Below are 18,926 nucleotides of genomic sequence, written 5' to 3'. Positions count from 1 at the left end.
AGATAGTAAATTAATGAATAAAGCTCTTATCCATCAATTATTTACTTTATGCTTCTCCAAGCATCTCAAATATGCAAAAAAACCTTTAACCATAATAAATCATCTCAACGCTCCTCCCTGTTTTAAACATTTTAAAAATACTGCTTATATTCTTAACTCCTTTTCACCACTTTTATTAAGCTCACTTAAAGCAAACCTGCCCTAAAGGCTATAATCTTTAGGCTTGTAAATTACAGCCTATTACTAAAAATAATAGCCAAACCAAACATACAGCGACATAAAAGTAATACCAATAATAAACTAGCATCTCTTATTACTACCAGACAGCAGCCCACCTCTGCAACTTAATATATTATTAGACCATTACATGGTAATACGATTATTATTTTATAATGGGATAATCAATGTAATACATTAGCACAATCTTAAAGACTATGCAATATTGACTAAAATATACTTTTTTATTGAATAAATATTTAAAAGCATATCTATGCGTATACACAAATATCAATTACAAGCCTTAGATCATAAGATCTAAGGCTTAAATTTATTTACTATTTTAAACTATATTAATATATTTAATTTAAAGCTTAACTTAAATATAGCACTACCTTAGGTACTACCTACTGCAGTACCCTTGGCAATATATTCAGCACTACATTCAGTACCATATTCATAGTACCCTCAGTACTCTCCCCCGCATTCTCTAAAGAACTACCTTCAACACTATCTTCTATATCATCTTCAATGCCACCCTCACCACTATCTGCATCACTATCTACAGTACTAGATTCAATACCATCTTCACCACTATCTACATAACTATCCATTCCATTTGCTAGCCTAGGATCTAAAGCAGTTTTTCTAATGCTATTAAATTCTTTAACATACTTAATATCAGTCAATTGCTCATAAAACACATCAGGATCCATACTCTCAAAGCACTCTTTTGAATACTCAATATAATGATTATTAAGCTCTATAAACTGATTTTGCAAATCTTGTTTTTTAGTAGAATCAGAAACTGACTTTAAAGCTTCACTCGCATTTCTTATTGCTTTAAGCACATTTAAATACGAAGTTATAATGTTTTTAATCTTAGAAACATCCAAGTAACTTAACAAGATCTTAAAATCTAACTCAGAACATTTTATCAAATTATCTTGTATATCATTAAGTACAACCATTTCCTCAGGCAATAACAAGCCAGATAATTCTTCGAACTTTTGAATTTCTCTAATACAATCTCTTACAAAAACCAACATAAGCGGATCAGCTTGTACAAGGTGTTGATACACAGAATCAGGATCAGACTTACTGAAAAACTCTTTTAAATTTACCTTATAAAAATTATATTCCTCATCAAGTTTTACTTGCAATGCTGACCTCAAGCTTTCAGTCTTAATACTTTTAATATCTATTGCAACATTTGCGTAATCTGCCTCACGAAGCTGCACATTTACTAAATAAGACTCTATCATTTCTTTAACCTTAAGAGCACCTAAGGTATCTAATAAATCATAAAAAGCAAGATCAGTATATGTATTATAACCTTCAGCAACACCAATATTAGGATTAGTTACTATAGCTCTAATCCCATCAATTACCTTTTTCTCAGCATCATTGAGCTGTAAATATACATCTTTTTCACTTACAACATCTTCCGTTTTAACTTTAACCTCAGCTCCATCTTCAGCTTCTCCTTCAACTTTAACTTGAGGTTCAACTTCTACTTCAGCTTCTCCTTCAACTTTAACTTGAGGTTCAACTTCTACTTCAGCTTCAACTTCTACTTCAGCTTTAACTTTAACCTCAGCCTCTGTTTCAGCTTTAAGTTGAGTTAATTTATCAGTTACTTGAACCGTCATCTGACGAACATAATTCTCATCAGCAATTTTACCAGCAACACCCTTATTAAATAATTCCTTTAAATTTAAAACATAAATAACTTTATTAGCATTAAATTTATTCTGCAATTGCTCTTTTACGTAAGGGTTACTAACACCATTTAAAGCCTTCTCAACACCTCTTTGAGCCTCATTGAATTTTAAATAACTCTTTACAACGCCTTTAACCTTTAAAGCCCCTAGAGTATTTAATAAATTATAAAACTCAAGATCGCTATACGTTTTATAACCTTCTACCTTACCAATATTAGGATTAGCCAATATCCCTTTGATCTCATCAATTGCACCTCTCTCATCGTCACTCAATCCAAATTTACGCAAAATCTCATTAATCTTAACCTCTATGTTTTCTCTACCACCAGTCTCAAAGTCAACACCTGATGCCCCTTGTGTAATACCTCCATTTGATGAATTACTCTGATCACAACTCATAACTAAGAATAACAATGACTCTAATAACAACAATAAATGAAAATGTTTTGTTCGCATCATAATCAAATATCCCCTTTTGCAAACTAAATTAAACTCATTATTAAATAAACCTATAAAATAATTAAGTTATAATATTATAAGACAATTATGTGCCTTCAATGTCACAATTTCCTAGCGCTATTATTTACACACATTAATTATACATTATTTATCTATTATAAATAGATAAATAATTTGTTTATACAATTTAATAAAAAATAATTAACATCTATAAAAAATAGAAACCTTAAATCTATTGATCTAAGGCTTAGCTAAAGTTAATTTATTTATATTCTTATTTATATTCTTAATTTAAGCATCACTAAAAGCACTTCCTAAATGCCTTACGCATTATAATACCTACTTACTTGGAACGTGACTTAAGATGTCTGCTTGAAGCTTATCAAACTTCTTAACATAGTCAGTACTACCCTTTAATTGGACAAAATTAGTATACATTGTATACCCACTAACCTTATCGAAACATTTTTTTAAACTTGCATTGTATTCTTTTTTATAGTCCTCAAAATCATTTTTAAACTGCTCTATTACAGATCCTGCAACATTATGATCCTCAGCTCTCTTAATAGCATCTGCAACACGAGTGCGTGCTTCTTTAACATTTCTACAAAAATCTGCAATTTCTATAATAATCTTAACACCCAAAACACTTAGCTGTTGCTTAAAATCTATATCAGAGTACGTTAACACACTATGTATACCATCAATAGCAGAGCGCTGCTCAAGTGACAGTACTCTGTATATAGCCTCAAAACTTAAAAGACAGTCAATTGAGAAACCAACTTCCTCAAAGTCAACAATATGGAAGTCATCACCTATCATGTTTTCATACACTTCATCAGGAGGGGGAAAACCATTAGGCATACCTCTAAGGAGCCCCTCTCTAACACTCTCCGGCTTACTAGGATTAATCTTGGTGAATGACCCCTTTATATCAACCCTGTAATCATTATATTCCTTATCAACTTCTGCTCTCATTGCGGATTGAAAACGTTCACTATCAAAACGATCAATCTTCTTCTCCCATTTTACACGCTCACTATTTCGAATTTTCCTACGCTCTATTTCCTTTTTTAGCATTTTTTTAACCTTAACTTGTCCCAAAGTCTCTAACAAATTAATAAACTCAGCCTCAGTATATACCTTGTAGTGACCCTCAGCCTTACCAATATCAGGATCAGTTACTATCCCTTTAATATCATTAATTATAGCTTGCTCATCGTCTTGTAACCCAAACTTGTTAAAAAGGTCACCAAGTCTAGAGCCTGTCTTAGCTTCTGTATTATTTGGATTATCTGTTTCTAATGAATTCATGAATCTACAACTCATTATCAATGATAATATTAACACAATTAATAAACTGCAATATTTTACTAACATAATATATATATCTCCTTTACTTAAAATAAGTTAAAAATTTATTAAACTAATTCAATTATTGAGTGATAATGTTATATTATTATAATAAGTATATTACCATAATAATATACTTATCTAGCACTATTTTTACATATTTATTAATGCATTTATAAAAATAAAATCTTCATTATAAGCACTTGTAAACATCTAAGTAGATATCTATAGATTAAAATTAAAATCATTAAATTTTAAGATACTAAGCTTAAATATATTAAGTATAATTTAAACTTAAATTTAATATTTATTTTTTATTGACTATTCTTAATTACAGTGGTAACTAAATTATCACTTAGGGCATTTGCTTAAATATTTCCTGAGATATTGGCTTTAGTATTGATTTAGATATAACCCGTTTTTTTTGATTAGCAAGCCTTAAATACTTATATCTAAGGCTTGCTTAACTTATGTTTAAACTAATACCTAATAAACTAAATATCTAATAAAATATTAATAAATTAATTTTAATACTTGTTTTATTTATCTATCCCTAATTCAAATAATACTACGTACTACCTGCGCCATTGCCTGGAGGAGCAGCTGAGGGAGTAGCCGGGAAATCAACTGGGGTACTACTACTTGGGGTACTGCCTGAAGGAGCAGCTGAGGGAGTAGCCGGGAAATCAACTGAGGTAGTACTACTTGGGGTACTGCCTGCTTTTCGTGCTGGAGTAAGAATTGTTAAAGCAGTTCTCTTAAGCCCATTAAGCTGCATAAGATAAGACTCTCCATCTTTTTTGAATTTTTTATAAATCTCTTTAGAATCATCACCAGCAAGAAATATTTTTAATTTAGGATCATAACCCTCCACATAATTATTAAACAACCTGCTAATACGTTCTTTTGCCTTATCATCAAGAGAATTATCTAAAGTGTCACTAATAAATTTTTTTGTTTCCATAAACCTAACATGAATATCCATAATCTCGCCAACTTCAAGAGCTTTTAATCCACCTAATAAAAGCTTAAACTTAAACTCAGAAGATTTATCATGAGTTTGTATATATAAAACTTGCATATAAAGAAGTGCTTCTCTTTGAGCCGGTGAAAGATCTTTCTCTATACGTTCAAAATTTATAATATCTTGGACTGCTTTTTCAACACTACCAAAAACAGGTTCGTATACATCATTTGCAACTTGCTGATATATAGCATCAGAATCAGGCTCAGGAATATCAATAAATTTAGAGGCACTAAAATACCCTTTTAACTTCTCATTTATAAAGTCCAAGACACTCTTAAGCCTTTTCTTCAATTCCTCTTTTAAACTCAAAGTAGCAACCTTAGTATCAATCAAGCCCTCAACACGCGCGTAATCATTATCCTTAAGTTTTCTGCGTTTCAGCTCACCTGATATCATTTGTTTAACCTTATCAATACCTAAAGTACCTAGTAAATCATTAAACTGAGAAACAGTATATGTCTTATAACCTTTACCCAAAGCAATAGAAGAATTAGTTACTATATTTTTAATCTCATCAATTACCTTTCTACCCTCATCATCAAGCTGCAAGTATACATTCCTAACATCTCCAGTAGCATCTATAGCACTGCCAGTAGCTGTGACACCTGTAGCTTTAAGCTCATCTAACAAAGCTTCTGCCTCACTAACAGCCTTATCAACATACTTACCACTAGTAATTGCATCATAAACAACATTAGCATTATCATGACTGAAGCACTTCTTTAACTTCAATGCATAACTAGAAATGTAAGCATCAAGCTTTTTTTGTAATCGCTCTTTTAAAGAAGCTTCAGTGGCATTATTTATAGCTTGATTAAATGCACTTGTAACCTCATTTTGACGTTTATCAACTTTTAAATAATTCCTTATAATTTCCTTAACCTTAAGAGTTCCTAAAGTGCTTAGTAAATTATCAAAAGCAGAATCACTATATGTTTTATAACCTTCAGACTTACCAATATTAGGATTAGTTAATATTTTTTTTATACTATCAATTACAGCTTGTTCATCAGCAAGTAACTTTAATTGACCAATAAGCTCCTTGCCTTCATTTCCTACAGGTTCTTCTGAAGCGCCTGGAGCACAACTTATTAATAGTAGTAATGATACTAATACTATTAATAAACTACGAGGTTTAACTCTTCTCATATAACTATCTCCTTTTTCAAACTAATTTAAACACATTAATAAATAAACGTCATTATCAAATGAATATTATTATTAAATAATTCTGATTATTATATAAATACAATTATTAAATAATAACATTATAACATTGTTATGTAATAATGTTACCATAAATTTTTTAACACCTACAGACATAAACTGTAAGCCTTAGATTTTATGATCTAAGGCTTAACTTATATTTAAACTAATATTTAAATCTATTTTTAATTTAAAACACTATTTAAGGGTAGTACTTGGGGAACTACCTGGTTTAGAACCTGCTCCATTTTTTAAAGAAAGATCTAAAACCTCTTTTTTAATAGCATCAAATGAGTCAGCATAATCCTTAGTATCCATCATGTGACGAATAAATTTAGAATCACCCCTACCATAATTAAAGCTCTCTTTTAAATGATCATAGTAACTTTTAAGAGTATCATCAAACTCTGTTTTCAAATCTTGTTTTTCAGGAAAATCGGAAGACTCTTCTAAAACTTTACTAATAGCACCTATTGCCTGACTAATCCTAACCTGAAATTTTACAACATATTCAAAATCATCAGTATACAAGCCTCCCAATATGGGATATATGGAAAACCCAGTATTTTTTTCAGCCTTAGTGTCTATATCTCTTAATGCTTCCTTTAATACTTCCCTTTTATCTTCTGTTAAATCTTTTATTAAATCTTCTAAATTCCTTTCATAAATCAACATGAAATAGCTATCCATTCTAATATTCCCCAAAGCAGAATCATAAACAGATCGTACCATTCCTGCATGCACATAATTAGGATCAGGAAGAGCAGCAAGATCAGCAATACCATCAGCACCAAATTTAGTAAAGAACTTTCTTCTCTCAAGCTTTAAACTTTCTTTAGCACTCTCAAGCCTTTTTTCAAATTCAGACTTGTATTTGGTATCCTTAAGTTTCTCAATATCACGCTTCATTATTTCGTAGTCTTCTGCATATGTATTATAAGCTCTTACTATTTCCTTAACCCTCACAACACCCAAAGCACTTATTAAAGAATCAAAATCTTTAACAGTATATGTTTTATAATCTTGACTAGGAGAAGTTACTAGATCTCTAAGTTCACCAATTACCTTGCTTTCCCCATCATCAAGTTTTAAGTATATAGCTACTGCATTCTCAATATGTTTCAAAACTCCAGAATGCCCATAATCTATCCTTACAAATCTATTTAACTGATCATCTATCTCACGAGTAGCTTCGGCAACATAATTCTTAATAATTGCATCATAAACATAATTAGCATTATCATTACTGAAGTACTTCTTTAACTCCAACACATACTTATAATTATAAGTACCAAGATCACTTTGTAATCGCTCTTTTAAATAAGGTGCAGGAACATTATTTATAGCTTGATTGAACTCTTCTTTACCACTCTCTTGATGATTATCAACTTTTAAACACTCTACTATAATTTCCTTAACCTTAAGAGCACCTAAATCTTTTAATAAATTATAAAATTTAAGATCATCATATGTCTTATAGCCCCCAGCCTTACCAATATCAGGATTAGTTACTACTTCTTGTATCTTATGCACTATTTGCCTCTCTGCATCTGATAACTTAAATTTTATAAGAAGATCCTTAAGTTTGACCTTTAAATCTCCCTTATTATCCTGATCACCTACATTTGTCAGTACAGGGTCATCTTTTCCCCCACCTGTGCCACCACTTTTTGCATTACTGCCTTGATTACAGTTTGTTAATGCTAATATTATCATTAACAAACTGCACCGTTTTATTCTTATCATATTAAATATCTCCTTTTTCAAACTAATTTAAACACATTACAAATTAAATATCATTATTAAATAAAAATAATTACTCTATTACAATAATATTACCATAAATCTTCTAACACCCACAGACATAAACTGTAAGCCTTAGATTTTATGATCTAAGGCTTGGTTTATATTTAAACTGACTTTAAAACTATTTTTCACTTAAAATAATACTTAGGGAGTACTTGGGGTACTACCTGGTTTAGAAACTGCTTCATTTTCTCTAGCTATCTTATAAGCTTCGTGTGCAAGATAAGACAATTTCTCAGCATATCTCTCTCTTCTAACCCCCATCATTGCCTCATAAAAATTACTAAGATGCTCATGCCTAGAGCTTGCTTTTAAACCATTATGGTAATCTTCAATATAACCATCAAACTCTGTTTTAAACTTTTCCTTGTCCTCTACACCATCAGGGATCTTATTTATAGCTACAAAAGCAACGCCTTTTTCTTGAAGAATCCTAGCATTAAATTCTGCAATCTCTTTAAACCGAATATCACTTAAGCTCCCCAAAAAGGAATACACATCAAACAAAAGATCTTCTTCAACCTGAGCGGTTACATATTTTAATGCCATCTTCTCATCAGGGTCTTTTAAAGATTTTTCCTTATCTCTATAAGCTTTCATGATGTCAATATTCCTTCTTAAATCTGCAAAAACAGACTTATCAAAAGGCTCCCTCATTGAGAAATAAATACTATCAGAGACAGGAAGAGCAGAAGGATCAGCAACATCAGATTTAATAAAAAGAATTCTTATATAATTATCTCTAAAATTTTTATCATCATCAAACTGTATTTGCAATTGATCCCTACATCTCTCATCCTCAATTTGACTAATATCTGTCTGTATTGCTTTGTACTCTTCTAAACGTTGATTATAAACTCTTGCTATTTCCCTAACTTTCACGACACCCAAATCACTCATTAAAGAATCAAATTCCTGCATATCATATGTTTTACGATTTGGACTTGGACTAGAATCAATTACTAGCTCTTTAAGTTTATCAATTGCCCCTTTTTCCTCATCATCAAGCTTTAAGTATATATCTGCAACACTCTTAGGAGCACCTCCAGAATCTGTAAAAACTCTAAAACCTACAAAATCCCCAGAATCTGTAAAAACTCCAGTACCTGTAGAACCACCCTTAGGGACACCACCAGCTTCTATCATTCTAATTTCATTTAACTGAGCATCTATCGCACTAATAGCTTGGGCAACATAATTCTTAGTAATTGCATTATAAACATCATTAGGATTATCACCTTTAAATGACTCCTTTAACCGCAATACATAACTAGACCAGCAAGCATCAAGCTCACTTTGTAATCGCTCTTTTAAAGGAGCTTCAGTGGCATTATCTATAGCTTGATTAAATGCACTTGCAACATTCGCATGACGCGAATCGACTATTAAATAATTTTTTATAATATCCTTAACCTTAAGTCCACCTACATTTTCTAAGAACTTATAAAATTTAAGATCATCATATGTATCGTAACCCTCAACTTTGCCAATATCAGGATTAGTTACTACTTCTTGTATCTTATAAACTATTTGCTTCTCTTCATCTGATAACCCAAATTTTAAAAGAAGATCATTAAGTTTTCTCTTTAAATCTCCATTATCCTGACTACCGGTACTTGTCATTGTATGGGCACCTTTTTTTCCAACAGTACCACCGCTCTTTATATCACTGCTCTGATTACAACCTATTACTAATAACAGTGCTATTAATACTATCATTAATAAAGCACACCATTTTATTCTTATCATATTAAATATCTCCTTTTTCAAACCGATTTAAACACATTATTAAATAAATTACATTATCAAATACATATAATTACTTTGTTATAAAGGTATAACAAAGTAATTAAGTAAATATTAACATAAGTTTTCTAACACATACAAGTGCTAAATTTAAAAGTCTTAAATATAAATATTTAAGGCCTGGGCTACATTTAATGTTAACGCTTTTTATTTACTATTTTTAACCTAGGTACTACGTTTCGTAGCACCTAGGTTAATATCTAATAAAATCTGAGCTAAAACCTGCTCTATTTCCTCTAGCAAGCGTTGAAACTAAGTCTTTAATATTATTTATTTAATATCATCAAAACTACAAGCATATCTTTAAATAAACATCATGTGATTATAAAGTTTAGAACTATCCCTATACCTGCAGGACCTCCAATATATTCAGGAACTACAACAGCAGTAGAACTTTTCCAATATATTTAGGACCTGCAGGGCCTTCTCCTCTAGAACCCCGCAGCACCTACAGTATATTTAGGCCTTGGCAGGACTTCTAGCTACAACCAGCACCTTCAGTACCTGGATCATCACTACCTGCATCATCACCTTTAGTATCTTGAGAACCTACAGGAACATCAGGCTTTTTAAGTGTACCAAAACGCCCAAAACTTATAGCACCATCCATTCTAAACTCCTGTAACTTAGTACCTATTGCACTAGTAGCGTACTCAAGATAACCACCCTTCTTACTAGTCATTACACTATGAACCAAAAGAGGACTAACATGAGCAAAGGCCTTCTTTACATGAAACACATAACTATAATCATAATCTTCAAGCTCCTTTTGTAATCGCTTTTTTGAAGAATCTTCAGTAGCATTTCTAATAGCTTCATCAAACAAATCTTTACCATACCTGTAATACTGATCAACTATTAAATAGTTCTTTATAATATCCTTAACCTTAAGAGCACTTAAATTTTCTAAGAACTTATAAAATGTACGATCATTATATGTCTTGTAATTCTCATACTTAGCAATATCAGGATTATATACTACTTCTTGTATCTCACGAACTACTTGCTTCTCTTCATCTGATAACTCAAATGCTACAAGAATATTATTAATCTTGACCTTTAAATCTGCATTACCATCTCCCTTAGTGAGATCTTCTTTCCCAACAGTACCCGTATCACGAGGCTTTCTAATAAGCCCTGCACTTTCTACTGTATGGTCGCCTGTTGCCCTATCTGTGCCATCCCTCTTTGCAGATCTGTCTTGATTACAACTTATCACTAATAATAGTGCTATTAATGATAATATTATCATGAACAAACTGCACTGTTTTATTTTTATCATATTAAATATCTCCTTTTTCAAAATAAATTAAACGCATTATCAAATGAATCCAATTATTAAATGAATTTCATTATCAAATGCACATAATTACTTTATTATAATATTATTATATAATAATAACATAAGTCCTCTAACACATACAAGCATAAACTTTAAATGCCTTAAATATTAATATCTAAAGCTCGTTTATATTTAATATTTTTTTTACTATTCCTAACTTAACACTACCTAGGTGGTAACTGGACTAATCTCCGGTTTAGAACCTGCTCCATTTTTTGAAGATAGATTTAAAACTTTTTCTTTGATACTATTAAAATTATTAACATATGCTCTAACCATCATATAAGCATAAAATGCATGAGAAGATTTGCTTTTGTAATGAGAGTTTTTTAAATAACGATGGTAATTTTCAAGCTCACCAACAAACTGAGATTCGAAAAATCTCTTTGTCTTAACATTGGGAGCATCAACTAAAGCTTTGCTAGTAGCGTCTTTTGCTTGAATAGTCTCCTGATGCAAGTTTGCAACCTCTGCAAGCTTAGCAAAACTTAAACCACCTAACAAGAAATATATACAAAACCCAGGCTCTGTAATTCTATCGTTTATATATCGGAACGTGCTCTTTTGAGACTCCGTTAACTTCCCTTCCATCTCTTTATACTTTACGCTGTTTGCAAGATACTGCTCAACACGTTTAAAATTACAAAAACGACCCAGATTTAACATGTCGTGATATACACTATCAGAATTAGGAAGAGCATGAAGGTCATGCCTATCAGTAGAATAATTAAATTGACTAAAGGACATTCTTATATAACTCTCTGAACAAATTTTCGTGCTTTTAAACTCGTTTTGCAATTTGGGCCAGCAGTAGATATCATTAATTTTTGAACTAAGCTTACTTTTCATTGTTTCACACTCTGCTACATGTTCATTATAAATTTTTACCACTTCCTTAGTATTCAAAACACCCCAAGCACCGATTAAACCATCAAACTCAGAATCATTATATGTTTTATAATCTTGACTAGGGGAAGTTACTAACTTTCTAATTGCACTAATTCCCCTCTTCTCCTCATCATCAAACTCTAAGCGTACAACTTGAGTCTCGGCAAAATTTTCAGAACCTTCAGAATTTTCAGGGCTATTAGAACCACCAGTATCCGCAATATCTGCAGGATTTTTAGGGATTACAGCAACACCAACACCATTAGAACCAACAGTAACTAAAATACCTTCTGCAGACTCAGTAACTGTAGCACCTGTAGCAGCACCTATAGATCCACCGACACCTAAAGCTTTAAATTCATTTATAAGTTCATTTAACTGAACATCTATCTCACGAATAGCTTTCACAACATAATTATTAGCAGTAAATGCACCATAAACAGCATTAGAATCATCATCCTTAAATAACTCCTTTAGTTGCAATGCATAACCATCTTGATAAGAAGAAAGCTCACTTTGCAATCGCTCTTTTAAAGAACCCTCCTCAGGGGCATTATTTATAGCTTGACTAAATGCATTTTTAACCTCATTTTGACGCTTATCAACCTTTAAATAATTTCCTACAATTTCTTTAACCTTACGTTCACCTAAATCTTTTAATAAATTATAAAATTTAAGATCATCATATGTCTTGTAACCTTCAGTATTCCCAATATTAGGATTAGTTACTATTTTTTGCATCTTATAAACTATTTGTTTCTCTTCATCTGATAACCTAAATTTTACAAGAAGCTCTTTAAGATTGACCTTTAAAGCCCCATTATAAACACCCTTAGTGGGCTCTTCTTGCACACGGGCACCTTCTCCTGTTCCATTACGCTTTGAATCACTGCTTTGACGACAACTTATTACTAATAATAGTGCTATTAATGATAATATTATCATTAACAAACCGCACCGTTTTATTCTCATCATATTAAATATCTCCTTTTAAAAAACAAATTAAATACATTATTAAATGAATTTAATTATCAAATACATATAATTACTTCATTATAATGATATTGCATAATATTACAATTACAACATTAGTCCCTAACAACATTGTAATAAGTCTTTTAACACCTACAAATATAAACTTTAAGCCTTAAATTTTTTGATCTAAGGCTTGGTTTATTATTTAATATCTATGTTTATTATGTACTATTTTTAACTTAAACACTACCTAAGGTAGTACCTGGGTTATGACATACTTCCTTTTTCTAGGAAGATTGGAAGCTTGATATTCAATCCCACGAAAACTATCAATAAAACTATTTACATGTTCTCCCTTCACCATGTGATCATAAAATTGCTTAGGATTAGCACGTTTATACTTAGATGCATTTAAATAATTATGATAATCTAAAAGCTCAAGACTAAACCGTGTTTCACAATCTTTCTTTCCCTTAACATCAAGAGCCTCTGCTAAAGCTTTACTAGCAGCATCTTGTGCTTCAATAATCCTAGAATGCAAGTTTGCAATCTCTTTAAGCTGAGTAACATTTAAAATACCTAACAAGAAATATATACAAAACTTAGGATCTGTCATTTTATCGTTTATATATCGGAACGTGCCCTTTTGAGACTCCGTTAACTCCCCCTCCATCTCTTTATACTTTACACTGTTTGCAAGATACTCTTTAAAACGTGCAAAAAAATATTCACTATTCAAATATAGCATGCTTGCATACACACGATTAGGATCAGGAATAACATCAAGAGCAGTACCATCACCATTAAATTTAGTAAAGGCCGATCTTATAGCAAATTCTGCACGTTTTTTAGCATCATCAAGCTCTGCTTGCAATTTAGGACTGATTTCAACATCATTAATTTTTGCATCAAGTTCTTCCTGCAATCTTTTCCGCTCTGCTGCATATGCATTATAAGCTATTGCAATTTTCTTAGCCTTCAAAACACCCAAATCACTTATTAAACCATCAAACTCAGAATCATTATATGTTTTATAATCTTGACTAGGAGAAGTTACTAGCTTCCTAAGTTCACCAATTCCCTCTATTTCTTCAGCCTCAAGCTTTAGGTGTATACTTCCAAAACCTGCAGGACCTCCAATATATTCAGTAACTACAACATCGGTAGAATCTCCAATATATTTAGGACCTGCAGGGTCTCTAGCATCATCGACACCTACAGTACCTGCCAGACTTACATTAACCTCCTCAACACCACCAGCAGAACCATCAGTACCTAAAGTACCTTCTGCAGGTTCAGTAACTGGAGCATCTCTATCAACTCTAGTAACTTGAGAACTTGCAGGAATTGCAGGCTCTTTAATAACCTCAGAATTTGCAGGAACTTCAGCACCAGCAGAACCATCAGTACCTAAAGTACCTTCTGCAGGTTCAGTAACTGGAGCATTTTCATCAACTCTAGTCGCTTGAGAACTTGCAGGAACTGTAGGCTCTTTAATAACCTCAGAATTTGCAGGAACTTCAGCACCAGCAGAACCACCAGCACCTAAAGTACCTTCTGCAGGTTCAGTAACTGGAGCATTTTCATCAACTCTAGTCGCTTGAGAACTTGCAGGAACTGTAGGCTCTTTAATAACCTCAGAATTTGCAGGAACTTCAGCACCAGCAGAACCACCAGCACCTAAAGTACCTTCTGCAGGTTCAGTAACTGGAGCATTTTCATCAACTCTAGTCGCTTGAGAACTTGCAGGAACTGTAGGCTCTTTAATAACCTCAGAATTTGCAGGAACTTCAGCACCAGCAGAACCACCAGCACCTTTAGTACCTCCTGAACCTTCAGCAACCATCCTTCTAACTTTAGATAAATGCTCATCTATCTTACTAATAGCTTCCTTAATATAACCCTTAGTGACTACACCATAAACAGCAGAAGGATTAACATGACCGAAAAACTGCTTTAACCTAAACAAATAATTATAATTATAAGCATCAAGCTCACTTTGCAATCGCTTTTTTAAAGGACCATCAAGGGCAGAATCATTCATAAATTGACTAAATACCTTTTTACCATCCTCGTAATGCTCATAAACTTTTAAATAATCTCTTATAATCTCCCTAATTTTAAAGTCGTCTAAACTTCCTAAGAAAGTATAAAATTTAAGATCATTATATGTACTATAACCCTCAGCCTTACCAATATCAGGATTAGTTACTATTTCTTGTATCTTACGAATTATTTGAACCTCTTTATCTGATAATCTAAACTTTAAAAGACGCTCATCAATCTTGACCTTTAAATCTTCATTATCATCGCCCTTAGTGGGATCTTGTTTCACACCGACACCTTTGCCCACATCTGTGTCACTACTCTTTGCAGAACGACCTTGATTACAACTTATGACCAATAATAGCGCTATTGATAATATTATTACTATGAATAAACCATACTGTTTGATTCTTATCATATTAAATATCCCCTTTTTCACAATAAATTAAACAAATTATTAAATAAATGTAATTATCAAATTAATATGATTATTATATTGTAAAAATTATAACATTATATTGAAATAATATTATAATAAGTCTTTTGACACATACAGATATAAATTTTAAAAGCCTTAAATATTGCTATCTAAGGCTAAGTTTACATTTAATATTTTTTTATTTACTATTCTTAACTTAAACACTACCTAGGTAGTACTACCTGGCTTAACATCTGAGTTAATATCTGGGTTAGTAGTACCCGATTCAGTTTTTGGAGATAACTTAGAAGCTCTTTTTATAATGTCATTAAAGTTATCAACATAAGTACTTGTCATGATGATTTTAGCATAAAATTGCTGAGGGTCATTAGTTTCATAACCAGATGCTAGTACATACTTCTCGTAAGCGTGCTTACAATCCTCAAACTGCTTTCTTAAATCTTCCTTCCCAGCAACACCATCACTGATCTGCTCTACAGCTTCATCAGCAGCATTTCTAACGTCAATAACTTGGACATACAATTTTACAAACTCTGTAAGCTGAGTCAACTCTAAGCCACCTAAAAAGAAAGATGCACAAACACTAGGATCTGACAGGACAACTGCAGAGTCGAAAATAGCCACTGCTGACCATTGAAAGTCTCTTAAATTCTTCATCATCTCTTTATACTTTATACTGTTTGCAAGATACTGTCCAACAAGTTTAAAATCAGAAAAATTCCCTAAATTTAACATGTCGCGATACAAATCATCAGGAGCAGGAGGAACATCAGGATCAATAGTACCAGTAGAGTCATTAATTACAGTAAAGCAGCTTCTTATATAATTATCTAAATCTTCTTTAGCATTAGAAAGTTTTGTGATCAATGAACCCAAGCAGGAGACATCAGATCTTGACTTAAAATCTCCATCAAGTCTTTCGTACTCTGCCACAACTTCATTATAAGCTCTTACCATTTGCTTAACCTTCAAATCACCCAAAGCCTCCAATAAACCATTAAACTCAGAATCAGTATATGTTTTATAACCTTGACTAGGAGAAGTTACTATATTTCTAAGTTCAATAATTCTCTTGCTGTGATTACTCTCTAAGTACATAGCTAGTTCATTTAAATAAGGTTCTGTCTCACGAGTAACTTGGTCAACATAATCATTAGCAATAAATGCAGCATAAACAGCATTAGCATCAGCATCCTTAAATAACCTCTTTAACTGCAATGCATAACTAGACTTGTAATTATCAAAATTATTTTGTAATTTCCCTTTAAAATAAAAAACAATGGCATTCTTTATAGCTTGACTGAATTCATTTTTAGCACTCTCGTAAAGCTCATCAACTTTTAAATAATTTTCTACAATTTCTTTAACCCTACGATCACCTAAATCTTTTAATAAATTATAAAACTCAAGATCACCATATGTCTTAACATCCTCACCACTCCCAATATCAGGATCATATAATACTTCTTGTATCTTATAAACTATTTGTTTCTCTTTATCTGATAACCCAAATTTTAAAATAAGCTCATTAAGCTTGACATTTAAATCTCTATTATCAGGGCCCTTAGTAGGATCTTCTTTCACACGGGCACCTTTTCCCACATCTGCACCACCACTCTTTACAGAACGACCTTGATTACAACTTATTACTAATAATAGTGCTATTAATGCTAATATTATCATTAATAAACTGCACTTTTTGATTCTTATCATATTAAATATCCCCTTTTTCACACTAAATTAAACAAATTATTAAATAAATGTAATTATTAATTAATAATATTGTACTAAGTATTCTAACACATACAGATATAAATTTTAAAAGCCTTAAATATCGCTATCCAAGGCTAAGTTTACATTTAATATTTTTTTTATTTACTATTCTTAACTTAAACACTACCTAGGTAGTACTACCTGGCTTAACATCTGAGTTAATATCTGGGTTAGTAGTACCCGATTCAGTTTTTGGAGATAACCCAGAAGCTTTTTCTGTAATACGATTAAAGTCATTAGCATAAGTACCTGTAACGATTGCATTATAAAATGTCTGAGAATCCTTATGCTTAAAGCATGCGACTAAATGTTTATGATACTCCTCAACAGTATCTCTAAAGGCCTCCATCAAAGGTTCTTTTTCCCTATCGTCAGTAACATTCATTCTAGCTTCTTGAGCAGCAGATTTTGCTTTAAGAATCTTGGCATGAAATTGTACAATAGCTTTAACCTGAGCAGCATCCAACTTGCCTAACAAGACAACAAAATCAAAATCAGACTTACCACCCTTACCTTGTATATACGAAAGTACTTGCCTTTCTTCTCTTAAAAGACTGCCCTCTATATTTTTATACCTTACAATGGACTCCGTATACTCTTTAATATCTGTAAAAAGAGACCTATAAACAGCATGTGTCATTTTTTCATACACATACTCAGGTTCAGGAATAACAGAAAGGGCCTTGCCATCATCATATTTAGTAAATATATCCCTTATATTATTACGATATGAACTATAAGTCATAACAGCCATATCTTCCAACGCTGCTTTGAAGGTTTCATCCTTAACCTCTTCTTTAATCATTGTAATAATTTCATTATAATCTGCTTCCTGGAGTGCCTCATATTTTTGGTAAATATCTACAATTTTTATAACCCTAAAGAATCCCAACCTATTTAATAAATCATAAAACTCATCATAAGTATATATCCTACCATGATCAATCTCACTATCAACTAATATTTCTCCAATTTGCGCAATTGCGCAGCCCTCAGCACCATCAAGATGTAAGAAAATATCTTGATCTCCTACAACTCCTTCTATCTCAGGTTCAAGTTTAGCTATCTGATCATTTGTCTTAACAGTTGTTTGAACAACATAATCATCATAAGAAAGTTTAGCCGAAACAACATCATTAAATAGCTCCTTTAACGCAAACCCATAGCTAGAATTACAAACCTTAAGTTTACTTTGTAGGCGATCCTTTAAATCAGTATCACTAACAGTATTTATAGTTCTCTCAACATTATTTTGGAATTTGGCAAACTCTAAATAATTTTTTATAATTCCTTTAACCCTAAGAGCACCTAAAGTTTTAAGTAAATCATAAAATTCAAGACTACCATATGTCTTATAACCTTCAGTATTACCAATATCAGGATTAGTAACTATTTTTTGTAACTTGCCAATTGCCTCTTGCTCATAAGAGAGTAACCCAAATGCATTTAAAAGCTTATTAAGTTTGGCATTAATATTCTCCGCATTACTTCCCCCAACACCACCTGATGTACTATATGTCCCATCATGTCCTGATGAATCGCTTGAATTACAACTTATTACTAATAATAACAGCAATATTAATACCAATATTATTAAGAAAATGCGATATTTCACTTTTATCATATACATATCTCCTTATTCAAACCAACTTAAACGCATTACCAAATAAATCTGGTTATTAAATAATTTATATTATTAAATAATAATATTGTAATATTGTAACATAATAATATTATTATAAACCTTATCACCATTATTTGCACATTTATTAATACATGTATTCAATAATATGTTTATTACTTATAATTATTTATTATATTTGCAAATCATCTCAAATGGCTATGATATACAAACTTTAAGCCTTA

General features: G+C 31.7%; 10 protein-coding genes. All 10 read right to left on the bottom strand.

Going from position 1 to position 18,926, the window contains the following annotated elements:
• Positions 1–623: 623 nt before the first annotated feature.
• Positions 624–2,399 carry a BTA121 domain-containing protein surface lipoprotein gene (locus bcCo53_RS06285; RefSeq protein WP_025408551.1) on the bottom strand — a complete coding sequence of 592 codons (1,776 nt, stop codon included), beginning with the start codon at positions 2,397–2,399 and terminating at the stop codon, positions 624–626.
• 339 nt (positions 2,400–2,738) lie between these two features.
• On the bottom strand, positions 2,739–3,779 hold the full coding sequence (locus tag bcCo53_RS06280) for a BTA121 domain-containing protein surface lipoprotein (protein WP_025408550.1): 1,041 nt from the start codon (positions 3,777–3,779) through the stop codon (positions 2,739–2,741).
• 541 nt (positions 3,780–4,320) lie between these two features.
• Complete coding sequence (locus bcCo53_RS06275) at positions 4,321–5,928, bottom strand: BTA121 domain-containing protein surface lipoprotein (RefSeq protein WP_025408549.1); 1,608 nt, start codon at positions 5,926–5,928, stop codon at positions 4,321–4,323.
• 255 nt (positions 5,929–6,183) lie between these two features.
• The gene (locus bcCo53_RS06270) at positions 6,184–7,731 is read right to left on the bottom strand and encodes a BTA121 domain-containing protein surface lipoprotein (protein WP_025408548.1); all 1,548 of its coding nucleotides are present in this window, start codon (positions 7,729–7,731) and stop codon (positions 6,184–6,186) included.
• A gap of 204 nt (positions 7,732–7,935) precedes the next feature.
• Positions 7,936–9,540 carry a BTA121 domain-containing protein surface lipoprotein gene (locus bcCo53_RS06265; RefSeq protein WP_025408547.1) on the bottom strand — a complete coding sequence of 535 codons (1,605 nt, stop codon included), beginning with the start codon at positions 9,538–9,540 and terminating at the stop codon, positions 7,936–7,938.
• Positions 9,541–10,075: 535 nt separating this feature from the next.
• Positions 10,076–10,879, bottom strand: coding sequence for a BTA121 domain-containing protein surface lipoprotein (locus bcCo53_RS06260; RefSeq protein WP_025408546.1), 804 nt, complete (start codon positions 10,877–10,879; stop codon positions 10,076–10,078).
• Between the two features lie 228 nt (positions 10,880–11,107).
• Positions 11,108–12,802 carry a BTA121 domain-containing protein surface lipoprotein gene (locus bcCo53_RS06255; protein WP_025408545.1) on the bottom strand — a complete coding sequence of 565 codons (1,695 nt, stop codon included), beginning with the start codon at positions 12,800–12,802 and terminating at the stop codon, positions 11,108–11,110.
• A gap of 250 nt (positions 12,803–13,052) precedes the next feature.
• Entirely contained in the window at positions 13,053–15,266 is a 2,214-nt protein-coding gene (locus bcCo53_RS06250) for a BTA121 domain-containing protein surface lipoprotein (protein ID WP_246938422.1), read from the bottom strand.
• Positions 15,267–15,494: 228 nt separating this feature from the next.
• Positions 15,495–17,000, bottom strand: a complete 1,506-nt coding sequence (locus bcCo53_RS06245) for a BTA121 domain-containing protein surface lipoprotein (RefSeq protein WP_025408543.1) — start codon at positions 16,998–17,000, stop codon at positions 15,495–15,497.
• Positions 17,001–17,187: 187 nt separating this feature from the next.
• Positions 17,188–18,684, bottom strand: a complete 1,497-nt coding sequence (locus bcCo53_RS06240; RefSeq protein ID WP_025408542.1) for a BTA121 domain-containing protein surface lipoprotein — start codon at positions 18,682–18,684, stop codon at positions 17,188–17,190.
• Positions 18,685–18,926 lie beyond the last annotated feature (242 nt).

Origin of the sequence: Borrelia coriaceae (genome assembly GCF_023035295.1) — a bacterium.
Taxonomy (GTDB): Bacteria; Spirochaetota; Spirochaetia; order Borreliales; family Borreliaceae; genus Borrelia; species Borrelia coriaceae.
This window is presented reverse-complemented; position numbering and strand designations above follow the sequence as displayed.